At 63.5% G+C, this 16,230-nt stretch carries 17 protein-coding genes; 5 read left to right on the top strand and 12 right to left on the bottom strand.

Annotation, left to right across the window (positions count from 1 at the left end):
- Positions 1 to 111 precede the first annotated feature (111 nt).
- From Q0C23_RS07540 to Q0C23_RS07525, 4 genes are all read left to right on the top strand, one after another.
- Entirely contained in the window at positions 112 to 1,083 is a 972-nt protein-coding gene (locus Q0C23_RS07540) for a bifunctional riboflavin kinase/FAD synthetase (RefSeq protein ID WP_291511752.1), read from the top strand.
- Positions 1,062 to 3,875, top strand: a complete 2,814-nt coding sequence (gene ileS / locus Q0C23_RS07535; protein WP_291511751.1) for an isoleucine--tRNA ligase — start codon at positions 1,062 to 1,064, stop codon at positions 3,873 to 3,875. The genes Q0C23_RS07540 and ileS overlap by 22 nt, the downstream gene beginning before the upstream one ends.
- Positions 3,875 to 4,333, top strand: coding sequence for a signal peptidase II (gene lspA / locus Q0C23_RS07530; protein WP_291511750.1), 459 nt, complete (start codon positions 3,875 to 3,877; stop codon positions 4,331 to 4,333). Before ileS ends, lspA begins: the two co-directional genes overlap by 1 nt.
- Before the next feature lie 149 nt (positions 4,334 to 4,482).
- Complete coding sequence (locus tag Q0C23_RS07525) at positions 4,483 to 4,698, top strand: hypothetical protein (protein ID WP_291511749.1); 216 nt, start codon at positions 4,483 to 4,485, stop codon at positions 4,696 to 4,698.
- 44 nt (positions 4,699 to 4,742) lie between these two features.
- On the opposite strand, the gene Q0C23_RS07520 is transcribed toward Q0C23_RS07525, so the two are convergent.
- From Q0C23_RS07520 to Q0C23_RS07510, 3 genes are read right to left on the bottom strand one after another with little or no spacing between them, the layout of a single operon-like run.
- A complete protein-coding gene (locus Q0C23_RS07520; RefSeq protein WP_291511748.1) occupies positions 4,743 to 5,354 on the bottom strand; it encodes a hypothetical protein in 612 nt (203 codons plus the stop codon).
- Positions 5,355 to 5,358: 4 nt separating this feature from the next.
- On the bottom strand, positions 5,359 to 5,922 hold the full coding sequence (locus Q0C23_RS07515; RefSeq protein WP_291511837.1) for a thioredoxin family protein: 564 nt from the start codon (positions 5,920 to 5,922) through the stop codon (positions 5,359 to 5,361).
- Positions 5,923 to 5,970: 48 nt separating this feature from the next.
- Positions 5,971 to 7,743, bottom strand: coding sequence for an ABC transporter ATP-binding protein/permease (locus Q0C23_RS07510; protein WP_291511747.1), 1,773 nt, complete (start codon positions 7,741 to 7,743; stop codon positions 5,971 to 5,973).
- 113 nt (positions 7,744 to 7,856) lie between these two features.
- Between Q0C23_RS07510 and Q0C23_RS07505 the strand changes: the two genes are divergently transcribed.
- Positions 7,857 to 8,345: a DsrE family protein gene (locus tag Q0C23_RS07505; RefSeq protein ID WP_291511746.1), complete on the top strand. Its 489-nt coding sequence runs from the start codon at positions 7,857 to 7,859 to the stop codon at positions 8,343 to 8,345.
- A gap of 16 nt (positions 8,346 to 8,361) precedes the next feature.
- On the opposite strand, the gene Q0C23_RS07500 is transcribed toward Q0C23_RS07505, so the two are convergent.
- From Q0C23_RS07500 to Q0C23_RS07460, 9 genes are all read right to left on the bottom strand, one after another.
- Complete coding sequence (locus Q0C23_RS07500) at positions 8,362 to 9,159, bottom strand: carbon-nitrogen hydrolase family protein (protein WP_291511745.1); 798 nt, start codon at positions 9,157 to 9,159, stop codon at positions 8,362 to 8,364.
- A gap of 8 nt (positions 9,160 to 9,167) precedes the next feature.
- A complete protein-coding gene (locus Q0C23_RS07495; protein WP_291511744.1) occupies positions 9,168 to 10,139 on the bottom strand; it encodes an N-acetylmuramoyl-L-alanine amidase in 972 nt (323 codons plus the stop codon).
- A gap of 65 nt (positions 10,140 to 10,204) precedes the next feature.
- Entirely contained in the window at positions 10,205 to 10,654 is a 450-nt protein-coding gene (gene trxC, locus Q0C23_RS07490; protein WP_291511743.1) for a thioredoxin TrxC, read from the bottom strand.
- A 15-nt stretch (positions 10,655 to 10,669) separates the two neighbouring features.
- Positions 10,670 to 10,942 carry a glutaredoxin 3 gene (gene grxC, locus Q0C23_RS07485; protein WP_291511742.1) on the bottom strand — a complete coding sequence of 91 codons (273 nt, stop codon included), beginning with the start codon at positions 10,940 to 10,942 and terminating at the stop codon, positions 10,670 to 10,672.
- A 5-nt stretch (positions 10,943 to 10,947) separates the two neighbouring features.
- Positions 10,948 to 11,373 (bottom strand): rhodanese-like domain-containing protein, encoded by a 426-nt coding sequence (locus Q0C23_RS07480; protein ID WP_291511741.1) that lies wholly within the window; start codon positions 11,371 to 11,373, stop codon positions 10,948 to 10,950.
- 6 nt (positions 11,374 to 11,379) lie between these two features.
- Complete coding sequence (locus Q0C23_RS07475; RefSeq protein WP_291511740.1) at positions 11,380 to 11,601, bottom strand: DUF2892 domain-containing protein; 222 nt, start codon at positions 11,599 to 11,601, stop codon at positions 11,380 to 11,382.
- Positions 11,598 to 14,888 carry an efflux RND transporter permease subunit gene (locus Q0C23_RS07470; protein ID WP_291511739.1) on the bottom strand — a complete coding sequence of 1,097 codons (3,291 nt, stop codon included), beginning with the start codon at positions 14,886 to 14,888 and terminating at the stop codon, positions 11,598 to 11,600. Before Q0C23_RS07470 ends, Q0C23_RS07475 begins: the two co-directional genes overlap by 4 nt.
- Positions 14,881 to 15,966 carry an efflux RND transporter periplasmic adaptor subunit gene (locus Q0C23_RS07465; protein WP_291511738.1) on the bottom strand — a complete coding sequence of 362 codons (1,086 nt, stop codon included), beginning with the start codon at positions 15,964 to 15,966 and terminating at the stop codon, positions 14,881 to 14,883. Before Q0C23_RS07465 ends, Q0C23_RS07470 begins: the two co-directional genes overlap by 8 nt.
- A partial coding sequence (locus Q0C23_RS07460) for a TolC family protein (protein ID WP_291511737.1) occupies positions 15,963 to 16,230 on the bottom strand: 268 nt, incomplete at its 5' end. The genes Q0C23_RS07465 and Q0C23_RS07460, both read right to left, overlap by 4 nt.

The following is a 16,230-nucleotide window of genomic DNA, read 5'->3' as shown; positions in this document are numbered from 1 at the left end:
ATGATGACAGCGGGCGAACCGGCGCGGGTACAGGATCCGCTCTGAGCATGCACGATGGACGGCTTTGGGCTAAGATAGCGGCCACTTTGTGCCCGTGGAATACCGCCTTTCATGTCCGGTCCCTCTGAGACTTCGGCCTTGCGCCTGCACCGTCTGCGATGGCGCCGCCCTGAGCCGCACCCCGTTGCCGTGACCATCGGCAATTTCGATGGCGTGCATCGCGGTCACCAGGCCCTGATTGCGGCCATGGAGGGGCCCGTGCGCAGCGTACTGACCTTCGAACCCCTGCCACGGGAGTTTTTCCGGGGAGCGCAGGCGCCCGCACGTCTCAATTCCCTGCGGGAGAAGACCGTGGCGCTGCGGCAGGCGGGCGCCGACGCCGTCTACGTGGCCCGCTTCGACGGAGCCCTGGCGGCCTTGAGCGCCGAGGACTTCGCCCGCGAGATCCTGCATCGCCGCCTGGCCGCCCACAGCGTCCATGTTGGCCACGATTTTCGTTTCGGTGCCGGACGGCGAGGCGATTTTGATCTCTTGGCGCGTATGGGCCGCCAGCTCGGCTTCCGGGTCCAGGAGCAGCCCCCATTCTGCCTGCAGGGGGAGCGTGTCAGCAGCACCGGGATCCGCCAATTTCTGCAACAAGGCCGGATGGACGAGGCAGCACAGTGGCTGGGCCGACCCTATGCCATCTGCGGCCGGGTAGTGGGCGGCGATCGCCTCGGTCGCGAACTTGGCTTTCCCACGGCCAACATCGATCTGGCACGCCGTCCGCCGCCCCTGCGCGGCATCTTTGCCGGTATCCTGCGCACCAACCAGCAGGCCTGGCCCGCGGCCGTCAGTATCGGTTTGCGGCCCACCGTGGGCGGCAAGCGTCTGCTGCTGGAGGCCCACTGCCTGGACGTGACGGTAGATCTCTACGGGCAGATGGTACAGGTCCAGCTCTTGCACAAGTGGCGGGATGAAGCGCATTACGATCAGCTGGACCAGCTCATCGCTGCCATCACACAGGATGTCGCCAACACCCGCCAGTACTTTCTCGATCACCCCGACGCTTTGGGACAACCATGGATTACAAGAACAGCCTGAACCTTCCCCAGACCGATTTCCCCATGCAGGGAAAACTCCCCAGTCGCGAACCGGAATTCCTGGCGCGCTGGCAAGGCATGGATCTCTATGGGCGCTTGCAAAAGGAGCGCGCCACCGCGCCCAGCTACATCCTGCACGACGGTCCGCCGTACGCCAACGGCAAGATCCACATCGGTCACGCCGTCAACAAGATCCTCAAGGACATCATCAATAAAAGCCGACTCCTGGAGGGCATGCGGGTGCCCTACGTGCCCGGCTGGGACTGCCACGGTCTGCCCATCGAGGTTCAGGTGGAAAAAGAATTCGGACGCCCTGGCGAAAAATTGAGCGCCGCGGCCTTCCGTCAGGCCTGCCGCGCCTATGCCGAGAGTCAGATCGCCGGACAACGGACCGATTTTGAACGTCTCGGCGTGCTGGGTGACTGGGAACACCCCTACCTCACCATGCACTATCAAGCCGAGGCCGACATCCTGCGTGAGCTGGGGCGCCTGACCGTCCAGGGTTTCGTCTACCGGGGCGCCAAACCGGTGCACTGGTGCGTGGACTGCGGCAGTGCCCTTGCCGAGGCCGAGGTGGAATATCAGGAACGCAACGATCCGGCCATCGACGTCGCCTTCCTCGCTGCCGATCTGCCACGCTGGCAAGAGCGGCTGCAGCTTGCCCCAGAGATCGTCCCGGAGGTCATCATCTGGACCACCACGCCCTGGACCCTGCCCGCCAATCAAGCGGTGGCCGTGCATCCAGATTACACCTACGTGCTGGTGCACGAACATGGGCGTTGGTTCATCCTGGCCGCTGAGCTCGCGGAGCTCGCCCTGGCCCGTTACGGCCGACCGCCGGTGGAGACCGTGGCGACCTTTACGGGACGCCGGCTGGAGGGACTCACCCTGCAGCATCCCTGGGAGGAGCGGCAGGTACCCATCGTCCTGGGCGAGCACGTGACCCTGGACACCGGCACCGGTTGCGTTCACACCGCCCCGGCCCACGGTGTCGACGACTATCTTCTCGGCCTTCAGTATCGTCTGCCCACGGACAGCCCCGTGCTAGGCAGCGGCCACTATCGCGCCGATCTCGGCTCAGGGCTGGGCGGGCTGAGCATGCAGGAGGCCAACGTACGGATACCGGAACTGCTGCACGAACTGGGCCGCCTCGTCCACCAGGAAAAAATCCACCACAGCTATCCCCATTGCTGGCGGCACAAGACCCCCCTGCTCTTTCGCGCCACACCGCAATGGTTCATCCGCATGGATGAGGGGGGGCTGCGCCAGCAGGCTCTGGCGGCCATCGAGACCACGCGCTGGATCCCCGAATGGGGTCGGGAGCGTATCCAGCAGATGGTCGCCCAGCGGCCAGACTGGTGTATCTCCCGACAGCGTTCCTGGGGGGTACCGGTGGCGCTCTTTGCCTGCCGCCGCTGCGGTGAACCCCTGCGCGACGCCGCCCTCTTCGAACGCATCGCGGCCCTGGTGGAGGCGGAAGGCGTAGAAGCCTGGTATCGCCATCCCGACAGCGATTTTCTCCGGGGCGACGAGCACTGCGCTCTATGCGGCCACGACCAGTTCGACAAAGTCACCGACATCCTCGACGTCTGGTTCGACTCCGGCTCCACCCACGCCTTTGTCCTCGATCGGCGTCCCGAACTGCGTAGCCCCGCCGACCTCTACCTGGAAGGCTCCGACCAGCATCGCGGCTGGTTTCAGTCCTCCCTGCTGGAATCCGTCGCTTCCCGTGGTCGCGCGCCCTATCTGGCGGTGCTCACCCACGGCTTCACCGTCGATGCCGAGGGACGCAAGATGAGCAAGTCCCTGGGCAATGTCATCGCTCCCCAGGAAATCATCGACCGCTACGGCGCCGACATCCTGCGCCTGTGGGTGGCTTCGGAGGACTACCGAGGTGAGATCCCCATCTCCGAGGACATCCTCGCTCGTCTGGGCGACAGCTACCGCCGCATCCGCAACACCGCCCGTTTCATCCTCGGCAACAATCACGACTTCTTGCCCAGTCGCGACGCCCTGGCCGCCGACGAACTGCTGGAGATGGATCGCTGGATGCTGGCCCGTCTGGGCAAGCTACAGGCGGAAATCCGCGCCGCCTACCAGGAATTTCACTTCGTCAAAGTTGCTCAGGGCCTACATCAGTTCTGCAACCTCGATCTGGGTGGACTTTACCTCGACGTCCTCAAGGATCGCCTCTACACCACGCCGGCCCGTTCCCGGGCGCGCCGCTCGGCGCAGACGGTCCTGCAGCACATACTGGAGTCCATGGTGCGCTGGATGGCGCCCATTCTGAGCTTCACCGCCGAGGACATCTGGCAGCACATGCCGGAACGGCCGAGCGAGAGCGTGCTCCTGGCCACCTTCGTGGATCTCCCGGAGATCCCGGATGCCGCCGCTCTGGAGCTGCGCTGGCAGCGGCTGCGTTCCTTGCGCGAGGCCGTCAACGCCCAGATGGAACCCTTGCGTCGCGATAAAAGCATCGGCTCGGGCCTGGATGCGCGGGTGCGGATCGAGGCCCACGGCGACTGGTTTACGATCCTCCAGGGTCTCGCCCAGGAACTGCGTTTCTTTTTGCTGTGCTCCGACCTCGAGTTGCAGGAAGTCGACATCGCACCGGTCGTGCAGGAAGGCGTGCCCGCGGGCTTGCGGATCTCGGTAGCGCCGGACACGGACCGCAAGTGCGCGCGCTGCTGGCATCGCCGCCCCGACGTCGGACAGCACGCCGAGCATCCGGAGCTCTGCGGTCGCTGTATCCGGAATCTGAGTGACGAGGGCGAGACCCGGGAGTTCTGCTGATGTTGCGTTATCTATGGTTGTCCGTGGCGGTCATTCTGCTGGATCAGGGCGTCAAACTCTGGCTCAGTCACATCTGGCGGGTCGGCCAGGGGGTCGTCCTCATTCCGGGACTACTCGATCTGCGCCTGGTTCACAATACCGGCGCCGCCTTCAGCTTCCTGGCCGGCGCCGGCGGCTGGCAGCGTTGGCTGCTGATCCTCATCGCCGTGGCGGTTGCTGTCGTCATTGTTGCCATTTTGCGACGGCTCAAAGCAGGCTCGCACTGGACCGCCACAGCCCTAGCGCTCATCCTCGGTGGTGCCATGGGCAACCTCATCGACCGTATCCGGCTGGGTTACGTGGTGGATTTCATCGGTGCCCACTGGGGGCACCTCTATTGGCCCTACTTCAATATCGCCGACAGTGCCATCAGTATCGGCGCGGTGATGCTGATCATAGACGCCTTTCGACGGCACTGAGTGCCGTTTTTCTCGGGCTTGTCGTGCGCCGGAGACAAAAAAAGCCAATAAGGACGCCCACCGGCATAAAAACTTTCTCACTTTCAGCGTGTTACGAAACTGGCATGCCTATTGCTTAAGTCTTTGTAAGACCTTTTTCGGAGCACGCCATGGACACCACCAGCAAACTCCTGGCCGCCTTGCGCAGGGTGCGTAACTTTCCGAGTTATCACTCTTTTATGGCCGAACACGAACGCCACCGGATCAAGCGCGATCTGCAGTTGCGTCTTCTGCAGCTGCGTCGGCAGCGGCAGCGTTCCGCCGCGATCCATCACCTGGGGCTCCGGGCACGACGCCCCTTTTTCCTGCGCACGCTCTTCCACTGAGCAGCGCGGACCGAGTCGCCGTCGGAATCCAGTCGTTCTGGTTCTTACACGAGCTGCCGCTGTAAATCCTTGGCCCACTCCGCCAAGGTCTGCCAGCGGCCGATCCATTCCGACAGGGGATAGAGGCTGGCGCCGGTCATGGCCTGGCGGAACGCGGCAAAGTTGCGCTCTATCTCTGCCAGACCGCCCAGAATCCGGCGCAGTCGATTGGCATCGTCCCGTCTCTGTGCCTCGCCGATACGCTCCTGTGCCACAATGAGGGCGCGGGGGAAATCCATGGCCAGTCGTAGGGCCGCCTCCCGTCGCTTGCGCTCGCCATTCTCCCGATCCTGCAGGCGGCGCACCCGTTGTTGCCATTCGTTGATGAAATCCAGGGTCTGACGTTCCAGCTCTGCGCGCTGCTTCTCTGCGATCTGCGCCAACAGTTTGGCGGCACGACGACGGCGCTCGGTAAAGATCTCGCGTGCCTGGCTGCTGAGACTCAGGGCGAGATCCTGCTCAGCCACCACACCATCGGCGATGAGTAGCGCCCCAAGGCGCTGGTGCGTCGTATTCTGGCGGGCCAGTGCCCGCTCCAGCTGCGCCTCGGAAATGAAGCCTCGGCGCAGGAGAATCTGGCCGATGCGCTGTTTTTCGCGGGCTGCCGCGGTACTCAAGGGCTCAGTCCGCCGGGGCGTTACCGGCTCGCCACTTGATGCTGCAGCCCATACAGGGCGCTACGTTGCTGGGCGGCGCGCGATGCTGCAACAGTGCCTGTACGGCATGGTCCAGATCGGCACCGGTGACGGGTTCGTTGTTCTTGGGTCGGCTGGAGTCGAACTGGCCGTGATAAAAGAGCTTGCCCGCCGCATCGAAGAGAAAGATGTCGGGCGTGCACGCAGCGTGGAAGGCCTTGGCCACGGACTGATCGGCGTCGAAGAGGTAGGGGAAGGTATACCCTGCCCGCTTGGCCTCGGCTGGCATGCGCTCCGGCGCATCCTCGGGATACGTTTCCGGATCGTTGGCATTGATGCCCACCACCATCAAACCCTGCTCCTGCCAGCCGCGGGCCAGCGTCCCGAGCTTTTCCGCTATGTGCAGCACGTAGGGGCAATGATTGCACAAGAAAAGCACCAGCAGCGGCTTGCCCGCCGCCTCGGCACTGCGCCAGCGTCCCTCACCGCCACCGATGGGCAGCTCGAAGGATGGCAGCGGACTACCCAAGGGAAGATCCTTACCGGTCATGGCCACGATACATTCCTCCTCAATGCAAGATCCGGACGATAGACGGGATTATCCCGGATAAGGCTGCAAGCGCAAGGCTTGGCCGGGTGACGGGGTGTCGATGGGCCGTATCGTCCAGCCGCCCTGCCCGTCCAGCCGCAGACAGCGCTCATGGAAGACTAAAAGACTCGAACGATGACCGACGCTGACGATAGCTGTGCTGGGCAACTGTTCCAGCAGCAGCCCATAGAGAGCCTCCTCTGCCGGCTCATCCAAGGCCGACGAGGCCTCGTCGAGAAACAGCCAGGGCGGTCGATGGATGAGCACGCGGGCAAAGGCAAGTCGCTGTTGTTCGCCCAGGGACAGGGTGTGCGACCAGAGCTTGACCTCCTCCAACTGGTCCACCAGAGACGGCATGCCCACCAAGTGCAAGGCCTGGCGCAGTCGCTCGTCGTCCGGGGCCGAGATCCCGAAGGGATAGACCAGAACGTCGCGCAGGGTGCCCATGGGCAGGTAGGGGCGCTGCGGCAGGAACAGCGGCCGGTCGCCCGCCGGCAGGGCGACTCGACCATCGCCGAAGGGCCAGATGCCGGCCAGGGCACGAATCAGGGTGCTCTTGCCTCCACCCGATGGGCCCATGATCAGAAGCCGCTCGCCCCGATGCAGCTCAAAGTCCAGATCCCGTACCAACTCGCGGCCGTTCGGCAGACGCACCGTGAGCCCAGTGACCTGCAGGTGCGGACCGTCGCGCCGGTCGATGTGGTAGTGGTTTTCCTGAATGCGGTGCACCTCGTCCATGGACTGCTGGAAGAAACGCAGACGATCCACCACCGCATGCCAGTTGGCCAAGCTGCTGTAACTACTGACAATGAAGGATAGCGCCCCTTGCACCTGACCAAAGGCCGAGGCGATCTGCTGTAGCCCGCCGATGCCGATGGCCTTGTTCACGAAGTAGGCGGGCAGACTGACCAGGATCGGAAAGATGATGGCCGCCTGACCATAGCCCGAGCTCCACCAATTCAGGCGCATGGACCGCCAGATGATGCGCCAGTAGTTGGCGTAGACCTCGGCGAAGCGACGCAGGAAGTGGTGGCGTTCTTCACCCTCGCCGCGATACAGGGCCACACTCTCGCTGTTCTCGCGCAGACGCATCATGCTGAAACGAAAGTCCGCCTGATAGCGCTCCTGATTGAAGTTGAGCTGGATAAGGGGCTTGCCGATCCAGGCCGTGACGATGGTACCGAAAACGGCGTAGATCAGAGCCGCCCAGACCAGATAGCCGGGAATGGTGAAGGTGTGCCCGTGCCAGGGAATGGTGATCAGGGCCGACAGTTCCCAGAGCATGAACACGAAGGCGAACAGGGTAGTGATGGAGCTCAGCAGGCCGATGACGATGTTGAGGGTCATGCTGGTGAAACTCGCCAGATCCTCGCTGATACGTTGATCGGGGTTATCCGTGCCATCCCCCAGCACCTGCATGTGGTAGAAGGTGCCACGGGCGAGCCAGGCGTCCAGATATTCCACGGTCAGCCAGCGCCGCCAGCGTATCTCCAGCATCTGAGTGAAGAAGGTCTGGGAAACGGCAGCGATGATGTACAGGGTCGCCAGACCCAGAAATATGGCCATCTGGGTCCAGGCCGCCTGCACCTCAAAATGCTGCAGCGCGTTCCAGAACACCGCGTACCATTGGGTGATGCGGTAGGAAATGAACACCATGAAGAGGTTCAACGCGATGATCAGGGCAAAGACCCAGCGTGCCAGCCAGCGCTCCGGTGAACGTGACCAGTAGGGTTTGATGATCTGCCACAGATCCTTGAAGAACGCTCGGTTGAACTGCTGCATCGATCACTCCATGTGCTGGAAGACGCTCCCAGGGAGCTCCGGAATGCGGTCCTCGATGGTCCGCTTATTGCTAGGCTGAGATAAGAGTCCCTCACGCAAGCAAGGAGCATAACATGGCCGAAACCAAAAACCATTCCCGTCGACAGTTCATCGGCAGTCTTGCCATCGCCAGCGTTGGCGCCATCGCTGCCAGTGCCCAGGGGGGCGAGATGGGCATGGGGATGGGCATGGGTCCCAGCAAGAATAAGGTCGTCTACCAGCTCAACAAATCCGACCCGGCCTACATCCTCGACATCCTCCACAGCGCCGCCGTGGTCCTCGGTCACTTCAACAACGACGTCAACATCGTCATCGACTGCTTCGGCCCTGGCATCTGGCTGCTGGTGAAGGATGAACACAACAAGCACCACTACGAGGCCTTCATCCGCGAGCAGGTATCGAGCCTGGCGATGTACGGCGTGGTCTTCAATGCCTGCGAGCAGACCATGAAGACCATCAAGATCACGGCCAAGCAACTGATCCCGGAGGCAAAGCAGGTATTCAGCGGCGCCGTGGATCTGATGCTGCTGCAGCAGCAGGGCTACGCCTACATCGCCTGGTAAGGGATCGAGATCGTCCTCACAAGCGCCGGTGCTGCCACACCGGTAGACTACGGCGCTGGGCCTGTTGGCGATGGAGGTCACATTCGGCCACCAAGACTCCGGGATGCTGGTCCAGGCGGACCAGCACCTGTCCCCAGGGGTCCACGATCATGCTGCCGCCATAGGTCTCACGACCGTTGGCGTGTCGCCCTCCCTGATCGGCCGCCAGAACGAAAGCCTGATTCTCTATGGCACGGGCACGCAGGAGCGGTTCCCAGTGCGCCGCTCCTGTCTGGGCCGTGAAGGCGCTGGGCACGACCAGAAATTCGGCGCCGGCGTAGGAACGATAGAGCTCCGGAAAGCGCAGATCGTAACAGATGGATAGCCCCACCCTGCCCCAGGGCGTTGCTACGGCAGCGGCTCGCCGCCCCGGAGCAATGGTACGGGACTCCCGGTACTGTTCGCCGCCGGGCAGATCGACGTCGAAGAGGTGGATCTTGTCGTAGCGGGCACGACACTGGCCCTGTGGATCCATGACCAGCAGACTGGCAAAAACCCGCCCGTCGGGACTGCGCAGCGGAATACTGCCACCCAAGAGCCATAATCCGTGCTGGCGCGCCTGCGTCGCCAGCCAATCCTGGATGGGACCCGCACCTGTCGCTTCGGCGATGGCAAGCTTGTCGTTTTCGTGCCGCCCCATGAAGGCAAAGTTCTCCGGCAGGAGCGCCAGACGGGCACCCTGGGCTGCCGCCTCCCGCAGGAGCTCCGCTGCCGTCGCCAGGTTGCTATCGACCTCAGCACCGGAACAGAGCTGGACGACCGCCGCTTTGACCATGTCGCGGCCTAGGCGTGCAGGATGGGGACGCGCAGATAGCCTCGCGCGGGCAACTGCGCCGAGACCAATCCGTTGGCAAGGCGCAGCACCTCGGGCCGTACTCCGTAGCGCGCCGCAAGCTCCGACAGGGTCTCGCCCGGGGCGATGGCGTGCCGCGCAGAGGACCAGCGCGAGTCACTGGGCGGTGCCTGTACGAAATGGGCAAGCACGGCATCGCTGATGCTCTGAGCCAGCAGCGCGCGGAAAGCGGGGTCGCGCAGTCGCTGTTCTTCCTCGGGGTTGCTGAGGAAGGCAGTCTCCACGAGAAGCGAGGGTACGTTGGGCGCGCGCAGGACTACGAAATTGGCCTTCTGGACCTGAGCCGTGTGCAGGTCCTCCACCTCCGCCAGGGCCCGGAGCATGAGCTGGGCCGCGCGCGTCGCGGCACTGGTCGCGGCGCTGCGACTGAGATCCAGCAGCACGTCGTGCAGCTCACGACTGCCGCTGAGGGCCGCTCTGCTGTCCCAGAAGTCACCATTCTGGCTCTGGGCCAGCCAACGTGCCGCACTGCTGCTCGCGCCCCGCTCCGACAGAATCCAGACACTGGAACCGCGCACATCCCGTTCCGGGAAGGCATCGGCATGGATGGATAGGAACAGATCCGCTCGCTGCCGTATCCCCAGCTGGAGACGCTGCGCCAGCGGTACGAACACGTCACTGCGCCGGCTGTAGACCACCTGCAGACCCGGCACGGCCTCCAGCAGCGCCCCCACGCGCAGACCGACGTCGAGGACCACATCTTTCTCGCGCAGGCCCCGGACACCGACGCAGCCCGGATCGTGACCGCCGTGGCCGGGGTCGATGCAGACCACGACGGGACGCAAGGTCTCGGCCAGCGCAGGCTCCCAGCCGAGTCCCGCGGCAAGCCCGAGTCCCAGGGCCGCCGCTCCTCCCCGGAGAAAGCGACGACGTCCTGGATTGCACTTTCCGGCAGGGGGCAAGGCATCCTCCTAGATCATGAAACTCAATGGCTTAGAGCTCCAATCTAAAGAGTTTTCAGAACAAGTCAAGAGGCTCGGGACGATATGCCCTGGCGCGCGAGCCAGGCCTCGATGTCTGGAGCGTTCATGGCACCCGATTGCCGGGCCAGTTCACGGCCCCCGCGGAAGAGGATCATGGTGGGAATGGAGCGGATCTGGAAGCGACCCGCAGTGGCCTGGTCCGACTCCGTATTGAGTTTGGCAAAGAGGCAGTGCCCGCGCAGGCGGCGCGCCGCCATCTCGAACTGCGGCGCCATGGCGCGACAGGGAGCGCACCAAGGAGCCCAGAAATCCACCAATACCGGCAGATCGTTCTTGTCGATGAAGCGCGCAAAGGCCGCACCCGCCAGTTCAACCGGATGCTGGGGCAGCAGGGCCTGGTGACATTTGCCGCATTTGGGCTCTTCGCCCAGGCGTTCCTCGAGCAACTGGTTGATGGCACCGCAGTGCGGACACACCACATGGATCTTAGCCATGGAAAGCCTCCCGACTCAGCATAGCCCGGTATCCGCCAGCAGGGCATCCAGGCGCCCCTGGCGCTCCAGGGCGGAAAGATCGTCAAAACCACCGACGTGTCGGTCACCGATGAATACCTGCGGTACCGTACGCCGACCCTGGCTCAGCCGCAGCATTTCTTGACGCAAAGAAGGGTTGTGATCCACCCGCAGGATCCGCGGCTGAACGCCCTTGCGCCGCAACAGGGTTTCGGCCATATGGCAGTAGGGGCAGCTCCCAGTGGCGTAGATGCGCACATCCACGGGCATCGCCCTCAGTCCTTCTCTACCGGCAGACCCGCGCTGCGCCACGCGGATATGCCCCCTTTGAGACTGTAAACCTTGGTGAAACCGGCCTTCTTGAGTATACCGGCGGCACGTGCCGAGCGCATTCCACTGGCGCACTGACAGATGACGTGATGTTCCTGGTGCTTGCGCAGATCCGGCAGGTATTTGCCCACCTCGCCCAGAGGAATGTGGCGAGCGCCGGGCAGGTGACCACGCGACCACTCCGCCGACTCCCGCACATCGATGACCACGGCATCGTGGTCGTTGATGAGGCGTACCGCATTCTCCGGTGCGATTTCCTCGATCCCGGCCAGCTTGCGTACGATGGGCCCCTTGAACAGCAGCAGCAGGATACCCAGCACCGCCAGTATCAGCGGCCAGTGCGTCGACAGGTAGCTACCCAGATTGGCCATCGCGACTCAACTCCCGCAGACGCGCGCATCGCGCACGCCGAGCTTGAGCAGGATCTTCTCCAAAGGGCAGAAACAGGTCAGCCCACTTTGCATCAGATTGAGCCCGACAAAGGCGGTAAAGGCCAGAAACCACTCACTGGCGAAGACCGGGCTGCCCGGAATGCCCAGCGCCAGACTGAGCAGGATGAAAAGTCCGGCAACCACGCGTACCCAACGTTCGGTATTCATTTCTGTACCCCCGATTTTCTCTCCAGGCGCCGCTCCCAGAGATAGTACAGGAGCGGTATCACGATCAATGTCAGCATAGTGGAGGCGAAGGTCCCGAAAATCAAGGATACCGCAAGCCCACCGAAGACCGGGTCCGTCACCATGATGGCGGAGCCGAACATGATGGCCAGTGCCGTGAGGAGGATGGGCCGGAAACGCACCGCTCCAGCCTCCAGCACCGCATCCTCCAAGGCATAGCCCTCGCGCCGATACTCGATGATGAAGTCGATCAACAGCAGGGAGTTGCGCACCACCACGCCCGCCAGGGCGATCACCCCGATCATGGAGGTGGCGTTGAAGGGCGTATTCAGTAGCCAATGGCCGGGGAACACACCCACCAGAGTCAGCGGAATGGCGCCCATGACGATGATCGGCATGATGAAGGATTGGTAGTAGGCCACCAACATCAGATAGATGAAGACCAGAGCCACGATGAAGGCGGCGCCCAGATCGCGGAACACATCCAGGGTCAGGCGCATGTCGCCACCCCAGAGGATCTGGTAGTGGGTGATGTCCTCGGGTTGCGCCGGCATGAAACCCAGGTTACCCGTGTGCAGGCGCACGCCGTCGAGCGTCTTGCCATCGAGCCAGTGATTCAGGGAAAGCACGGCATAGACCGGACTCGAGCCCAGTAGATCACCGGTCACATAGACCACCCGGTGCTGATCGCGATCGACGATGGGCTTGTCCTCATGGGTATCCTGAATCTGGACGATGCTGGACAGTGGTACCTCCTGCCCCATGCGGTTGCGGATCTGCAAGTCAAGAATCTGCTGCTTCCAGGCCCGTTGGGCGGGCGGAACCCGCAGGATGATATCCACAGGTTCCCGGGCATCGGGCACAGACAGGGCCCCGAGCTTGGTACCGGCGATATAATCGTGCACCAGTTCTGCTACCTGTGCCGGTGCCACACCAGCCAGCATGGCCTTGTCCTGCTCCACGTGAATACGATACTCCGGCACCGTTGCCGTCACCGAATCGTCCACGTTCACCATCCGGTAGACCTTGCGGAATTCCGTTTCGACGGCGCCCGCAAGCTGCCGCAACTTGTCGTAATTGGGGCCATAGAGCTCTGCCACCACCTGCGCCCGCACCGGCGGCCCCGGCGGCACCTCGAAGATCTTGATGACGGTGTGGGGGAAGCGCTGGCGCACCGATTTCAGGGCGTGGTAGACACGGACGGCTACCTCGTGGGACATGGGTCGCTCGTCCCTTGGTACGAGGTTGACCTGGATCTGCGCGTAGTTGCTTCCCTGCCGCATCATGTCGCCGCGCACGAGACCTGCGAAGTCTACCGGCGCCGAGCGCCCGACATAGCTCTGGAAGTTTTCCACGTAGGGATTTTCCGCCAGCACCTCGCCCACAGCCTGCACCACCCGTCCCGTCTCATCCAGCGCCGTACCAGCCGGGGTGTCCACCTGAATCATGAAATCGCTGACATTACCCTCCGGCAGCATCTTGACGTTGACCCCCAAGAGGCTGAGAGGCCCGTTCATGCCCGAGGGACGGATGAACTGCCAGGCCGGCATCAGCATCGCCAGAAAGAGCAGGACCAAGACGACGATGAAGAACAGGTTGCGCTTGCTCCCGGACTCAAGCAGAGGCTTGAACACCCGGATATAACCTTTCTGCAGCGCATCGCGCTGCGTGCCGTGCTCGCCCGCGGCCATGGCCTCGCGCTCGTGCGCTTGCGCCTTGCGTCGGAGAAAGCGATAGGCGCCCCAGGGCACGACCGTGTATGCGAGCAGCACCGAAGCGATCATGGCGATGGGCACGAAGATGGGAATGGGCAGCATGAACGGCCCCATCATGCCCGTGACGAAGGCCATGGGAATGAAGGCCAGTATGACGGCGAGCGTGGCGATATTGGTGGGGTTACCGATCTCGTTGGTGGCGCGCACCACCCGCTCTGCAAAGGAAAGGCGTCCGCCACCGCCCCCGCTGATGTGTCGGTGGATGTTCTCGATGACGACGATACCGCCGTCCACCAGCAGACCCAGCGACAGGATCAGTGCAAACAGCGTGATGCGGTTGATGGTCTGCCCCAGCAACCAGCCAATGCCCAGCACCACGCCCAGGGTCAAGGGCACCGTCAGGATGACGATGCCGGCCTCGCGCCAGCCCAGGAAAAGCAGCAGGATCACGGCCACCACGGCGATGGCGATGCTGAGGTGCTCAAAGAGGGTGCTGACGGCTTGGTCGGCACGCGCGCCATAATCCCGCGTCAAGGTGACGTGAATGCCTTGCGGCATCGCCTCCCGTTGCAAGCGCTGGAGTTTGGCCTTGACGGCATCGGCGACGGTCACGGCATTGGCGCCCGGACGTTTGGCCAGGGTAATGGTGACGGCGGGCATGCTGGTTCCCGCCGGCAGACCCAGGGTATTGGCCCGCCCCAGGGTACTGCTGACAGCCGTGTCCATCTCGGCGGGGCCTTCCTCAATGCGCGCGACGTCGTGGAGGAAGATGGGGCGACCGTCGTGGCTGCCGATGATGACCCGGCCCACCTGCTGGGCCGAGCCCACCGCCGCATTGACCCTCAGCGGTATCTCCCGGTTGTCGTGAACCAGGCGTCCCCCAGGCAGGATGACATTGCTGGCTTCCAGAGCCTGGCGAACCTGCTGCAGACCCAGGCCGAGGCTAGCCAGTTTACCCGGCTCCAGCCAGACATTGACGGCCATGGGGCTGCCGCCGATGACCTCGGCATTGGCGACATCGGGCACGCTCTGCAACTGCTCCATGAGCCGCAGAGCCACTTGGCGCAACTGCGCCGGATTGTGGCGATCGCTGCTCAGGGTCACGGTGACGATGGGTACGTCGTTGATACCGATGGATTTGACCAGCGGCTGCTTGGTTCCGGGCGGCATGCGGTCGATATTGCGGCTCAGCTGGTTGTATACCTCCAGCAGGCTCTTCTCCTCATTGGCGCCTACCTGAAACTCCACCGTGACGATACCCATGTCGTTCATGGCGTAGCCGTAGGTATGGTGGACCCCAGGCAGGGAAGCCATGAGCGCTTCCAATGGTCGCACCACGAGGTTATGGGTCTCCTCACTGTCGGAGCCCGGCCGCATGACGAAGATCTCTGCCGCCGGCACCACGATCTCGGGATTGTAGAGCCGCGGCGTGACCAGCACCGCCAGGGTCCCAAAGAGGGCGATGGCGAGCATGATGAGGACGGTGATCTTGGAGCGGTAGAAACCCTGCGCCAGTCGGCCGGCAAGATTCAGGGGGGACTGTCCCTCAGTCATGCTGCGCTCCCACCGACACCACCCGATCACCGTTGACCAGATCCGCACTGGGATTCACCACGATGCGCTCCCCCGGAGCCAGGCCGGCCAGTATCTCTACGTTCTGTCCCACCACGGACCCGGGACGGACCAGACGGTAATGGGCAATACCTTTGGCATCGACGACAAACACGCCGGGAATACCGGCGCGGTCGAGGAGCGCGCTACGCGGCACCGAGATACCCTGCCGACTGGGGCTTGGAATCTGTACCTCGACGTAGTCACCGGCCTGCAGCGGACTGCCGGCAGGAACGGTCAGCTTGACGAGGTGGGTGTGGGTCTGACTATCGGCGACGCTGACGAGGTCCAGTACGCGGGCGTCGATGGTATGCCCATCGGCCAGCACCGGTACGGTCTGCCCCTGATGCAGGCTGGCAAAGAGACGACTGCCGACACTGGCCTGCACCTCGAGGTGGCTGGGATCGGCCAGACTGAGCACCGGCCGGCCCGGCGCCACCAGATCCCCATTTTGCTGAAACTTCTCGGTGACGATGCCGGCAAACGGTGCCGTCACGCGAGCGTAGCCCAGATTGGCCTGAGCGCTGGCGATACCGGCACGTGCCGCCGCCACCTGCGCCTGGGCCATGTGGTACTGCGACTGCACCTCGTCCCACTGTTTCGCGGGAATCGCCGACTCGGCATAGAGCTTCTTGAACCGCTCGTAGTTGGAGCGGGCATTGGCGAAATTGGCCTCAGCCTGGGCCAGGCCTGCCTGGGCCTGCCGTACCTGACTGTCGGCACTGGCGGGATCCACCTCGAAAAGCAGTTGCCCGCGCTGCACGGCCTGGCCGACGCGCAGATCCAGGTGGCGCAGATAACCGCTGAGGCGCGAGCTCAACTGCACCTGCTGCGCCGCGACCACGGTCCCTGGCACCGAACTGTAGCCTTTTTCCGAGCTGCTCTCGAGGGTCAGCACCTGGGCCTGCACCGTCGCGCCGGCCGCCGGCGCCTCCCGAGGGCTCTTGGCACAGGCTGCAAGGCCCAATGACAGGGTCAGCGCCAACCCACCCGCTATCCAGCTTCTCTTCGCTGCATTCATCCGGCTGCTCCTTCACGCGGCATGGACTCTCCCGTCACCGCCACAATATTCGATAGCTCCAACTTACCCAAGGCGAGCCACAGAGCTGCCCGCTCGACTGCTTCGTCGTAACGTGCCTGCACCAGCTCTGCCCGAATCCGATCCAGCTCCGCCTGCCCGCGCAGGAGACCCGTGAGCGTCTCGACCCCGTTGTCGTAGCGCAGGCGCAGGAGTCGCTGCGCCTCTTCCGCCTGCTTCACCGCCAGCTCCCGACTCTTCACGCGC

The sequence above is a fragment of the Acidithiobacillus sp. genome, assembly GCF_023256195.1.
Taxonomy (GTDB): Bacteria; Pseudomonadota; Gammaproteobacteria; order Acidithiobacillales; family Acidithiobacillaceae; genus Acidithiobacillus_A.
Note: the sequence above shows the minus strand (reverse complement) of the source record. Positions and strands in the feature narration are given on the sequence as shown.

What these genes read in the sequence shown, in the direction of transcription:
- Q0C23_RS07465 (WP_291511738.1), bottom strand. Translation starts at nt 15,966, where the DNA reads ATGAATGCAGCGAAGAGAAGCTGGATAGCGGGTGGGTTGGCGCTGACC.
- Q0C23_RS07480 (WP_291511741.1), bottom strand. Translation starts at nt 11,373, where the DNA reads ATGGCCAATCTGGGTAGCTACCTGTCGACGCACTGGCCGCTGATACTG.
- Q0C23_RS07505 (WP_291511746.1), top strand. Translation starts at nt 7,857, where the DNA reads ATGGCCGAAACCAAAAACCATTCCCGTCGACAGTTCATCGGCAGTCTT.
- grxC (WP_291511742.1), bottom strand. Translation starts at nt 10,942, where the DNA reads ATGCCCGTGGATGTGCGCATCTACGCCACTGGGAGCTGCCCCTACTGC.
- lspA (WP_291511750.1), top strand. Translation starts at nt 3,875, where the DNA reads ATGTTGCGTTATCTATGGTTGTCCGTGGCGGTCATTCTGCTGGATCAG.
- trxC (WP_291511743.1), bottom strand. Translation starts at nt 10,654, where the DNA reads ATGGCTAAGATCCATGTGGTGTGTCCGCACTGCGGTGCCATCAACCAG.
- Q0C23_RS07540 (WP_291511752.1), top strand. Translation starts at nt 112, where the DNA reads ATGTCCGGTCCCTCTGAGACTTCGGCCTTGCGCCTGCACCGTCTGCGA.
- Q0C23_RS07470 (WP_291511739.1), bottom strand. Translation starts at nt 14,888, where the DNA reads ATGACTGAGGGACAGTCCCCCCTGAATCTTGCCGGCCGACTGGCGCAG.
- Q0C23_RS07510 (WP_291511747.1), bottom strand. Translation starts at nt 7,743, where the DNA reads ATGCAGCAGTTCAACCGAGCGTTCTTCAAGGATCTGTGGCAGATCATC.
- Q0C23_RS07515 (WP_291511837.1), bottom strand. Translation starts at nt 5,922, where the DNA reads ATGACCGGTAAGGATCTTCCCTTGGGTAGTCCGCTGCCATCCTTCGAG.
- ileS (WP_291511751.1), top strand. Translation starts at nt 1,062, where the DNA reads ATGGATTACAAGAACAGCCTGAACCTTCCCCAGACCGATTTCCCCATG.
- Q0C23_RS07500 (WP_291511745.1), bottom strand. Translation starts at nt 9,159, where the DNA reads ATGGTCAAAGCGGCGGTCGTCCAGCTCTGTTCCGGTGCTGAGGTCGAT.
- Q0C23_RS07475 (WP_291511740.1), bottom strand. Translation starts at nt 11,601, where the DNA reads ATGAATACCGAACGTTGGGTACGCGTGGTTGCCGGACTTTTCATCCTG.
- Q0C23_RS07525 (WP_291511749.1), top strand. Translation starts at nt 4,483, where the DNA reads ATGGACACCACCAGCAAACTCCTGGCCGCCTTGCGCAGGGTGCGTAAC.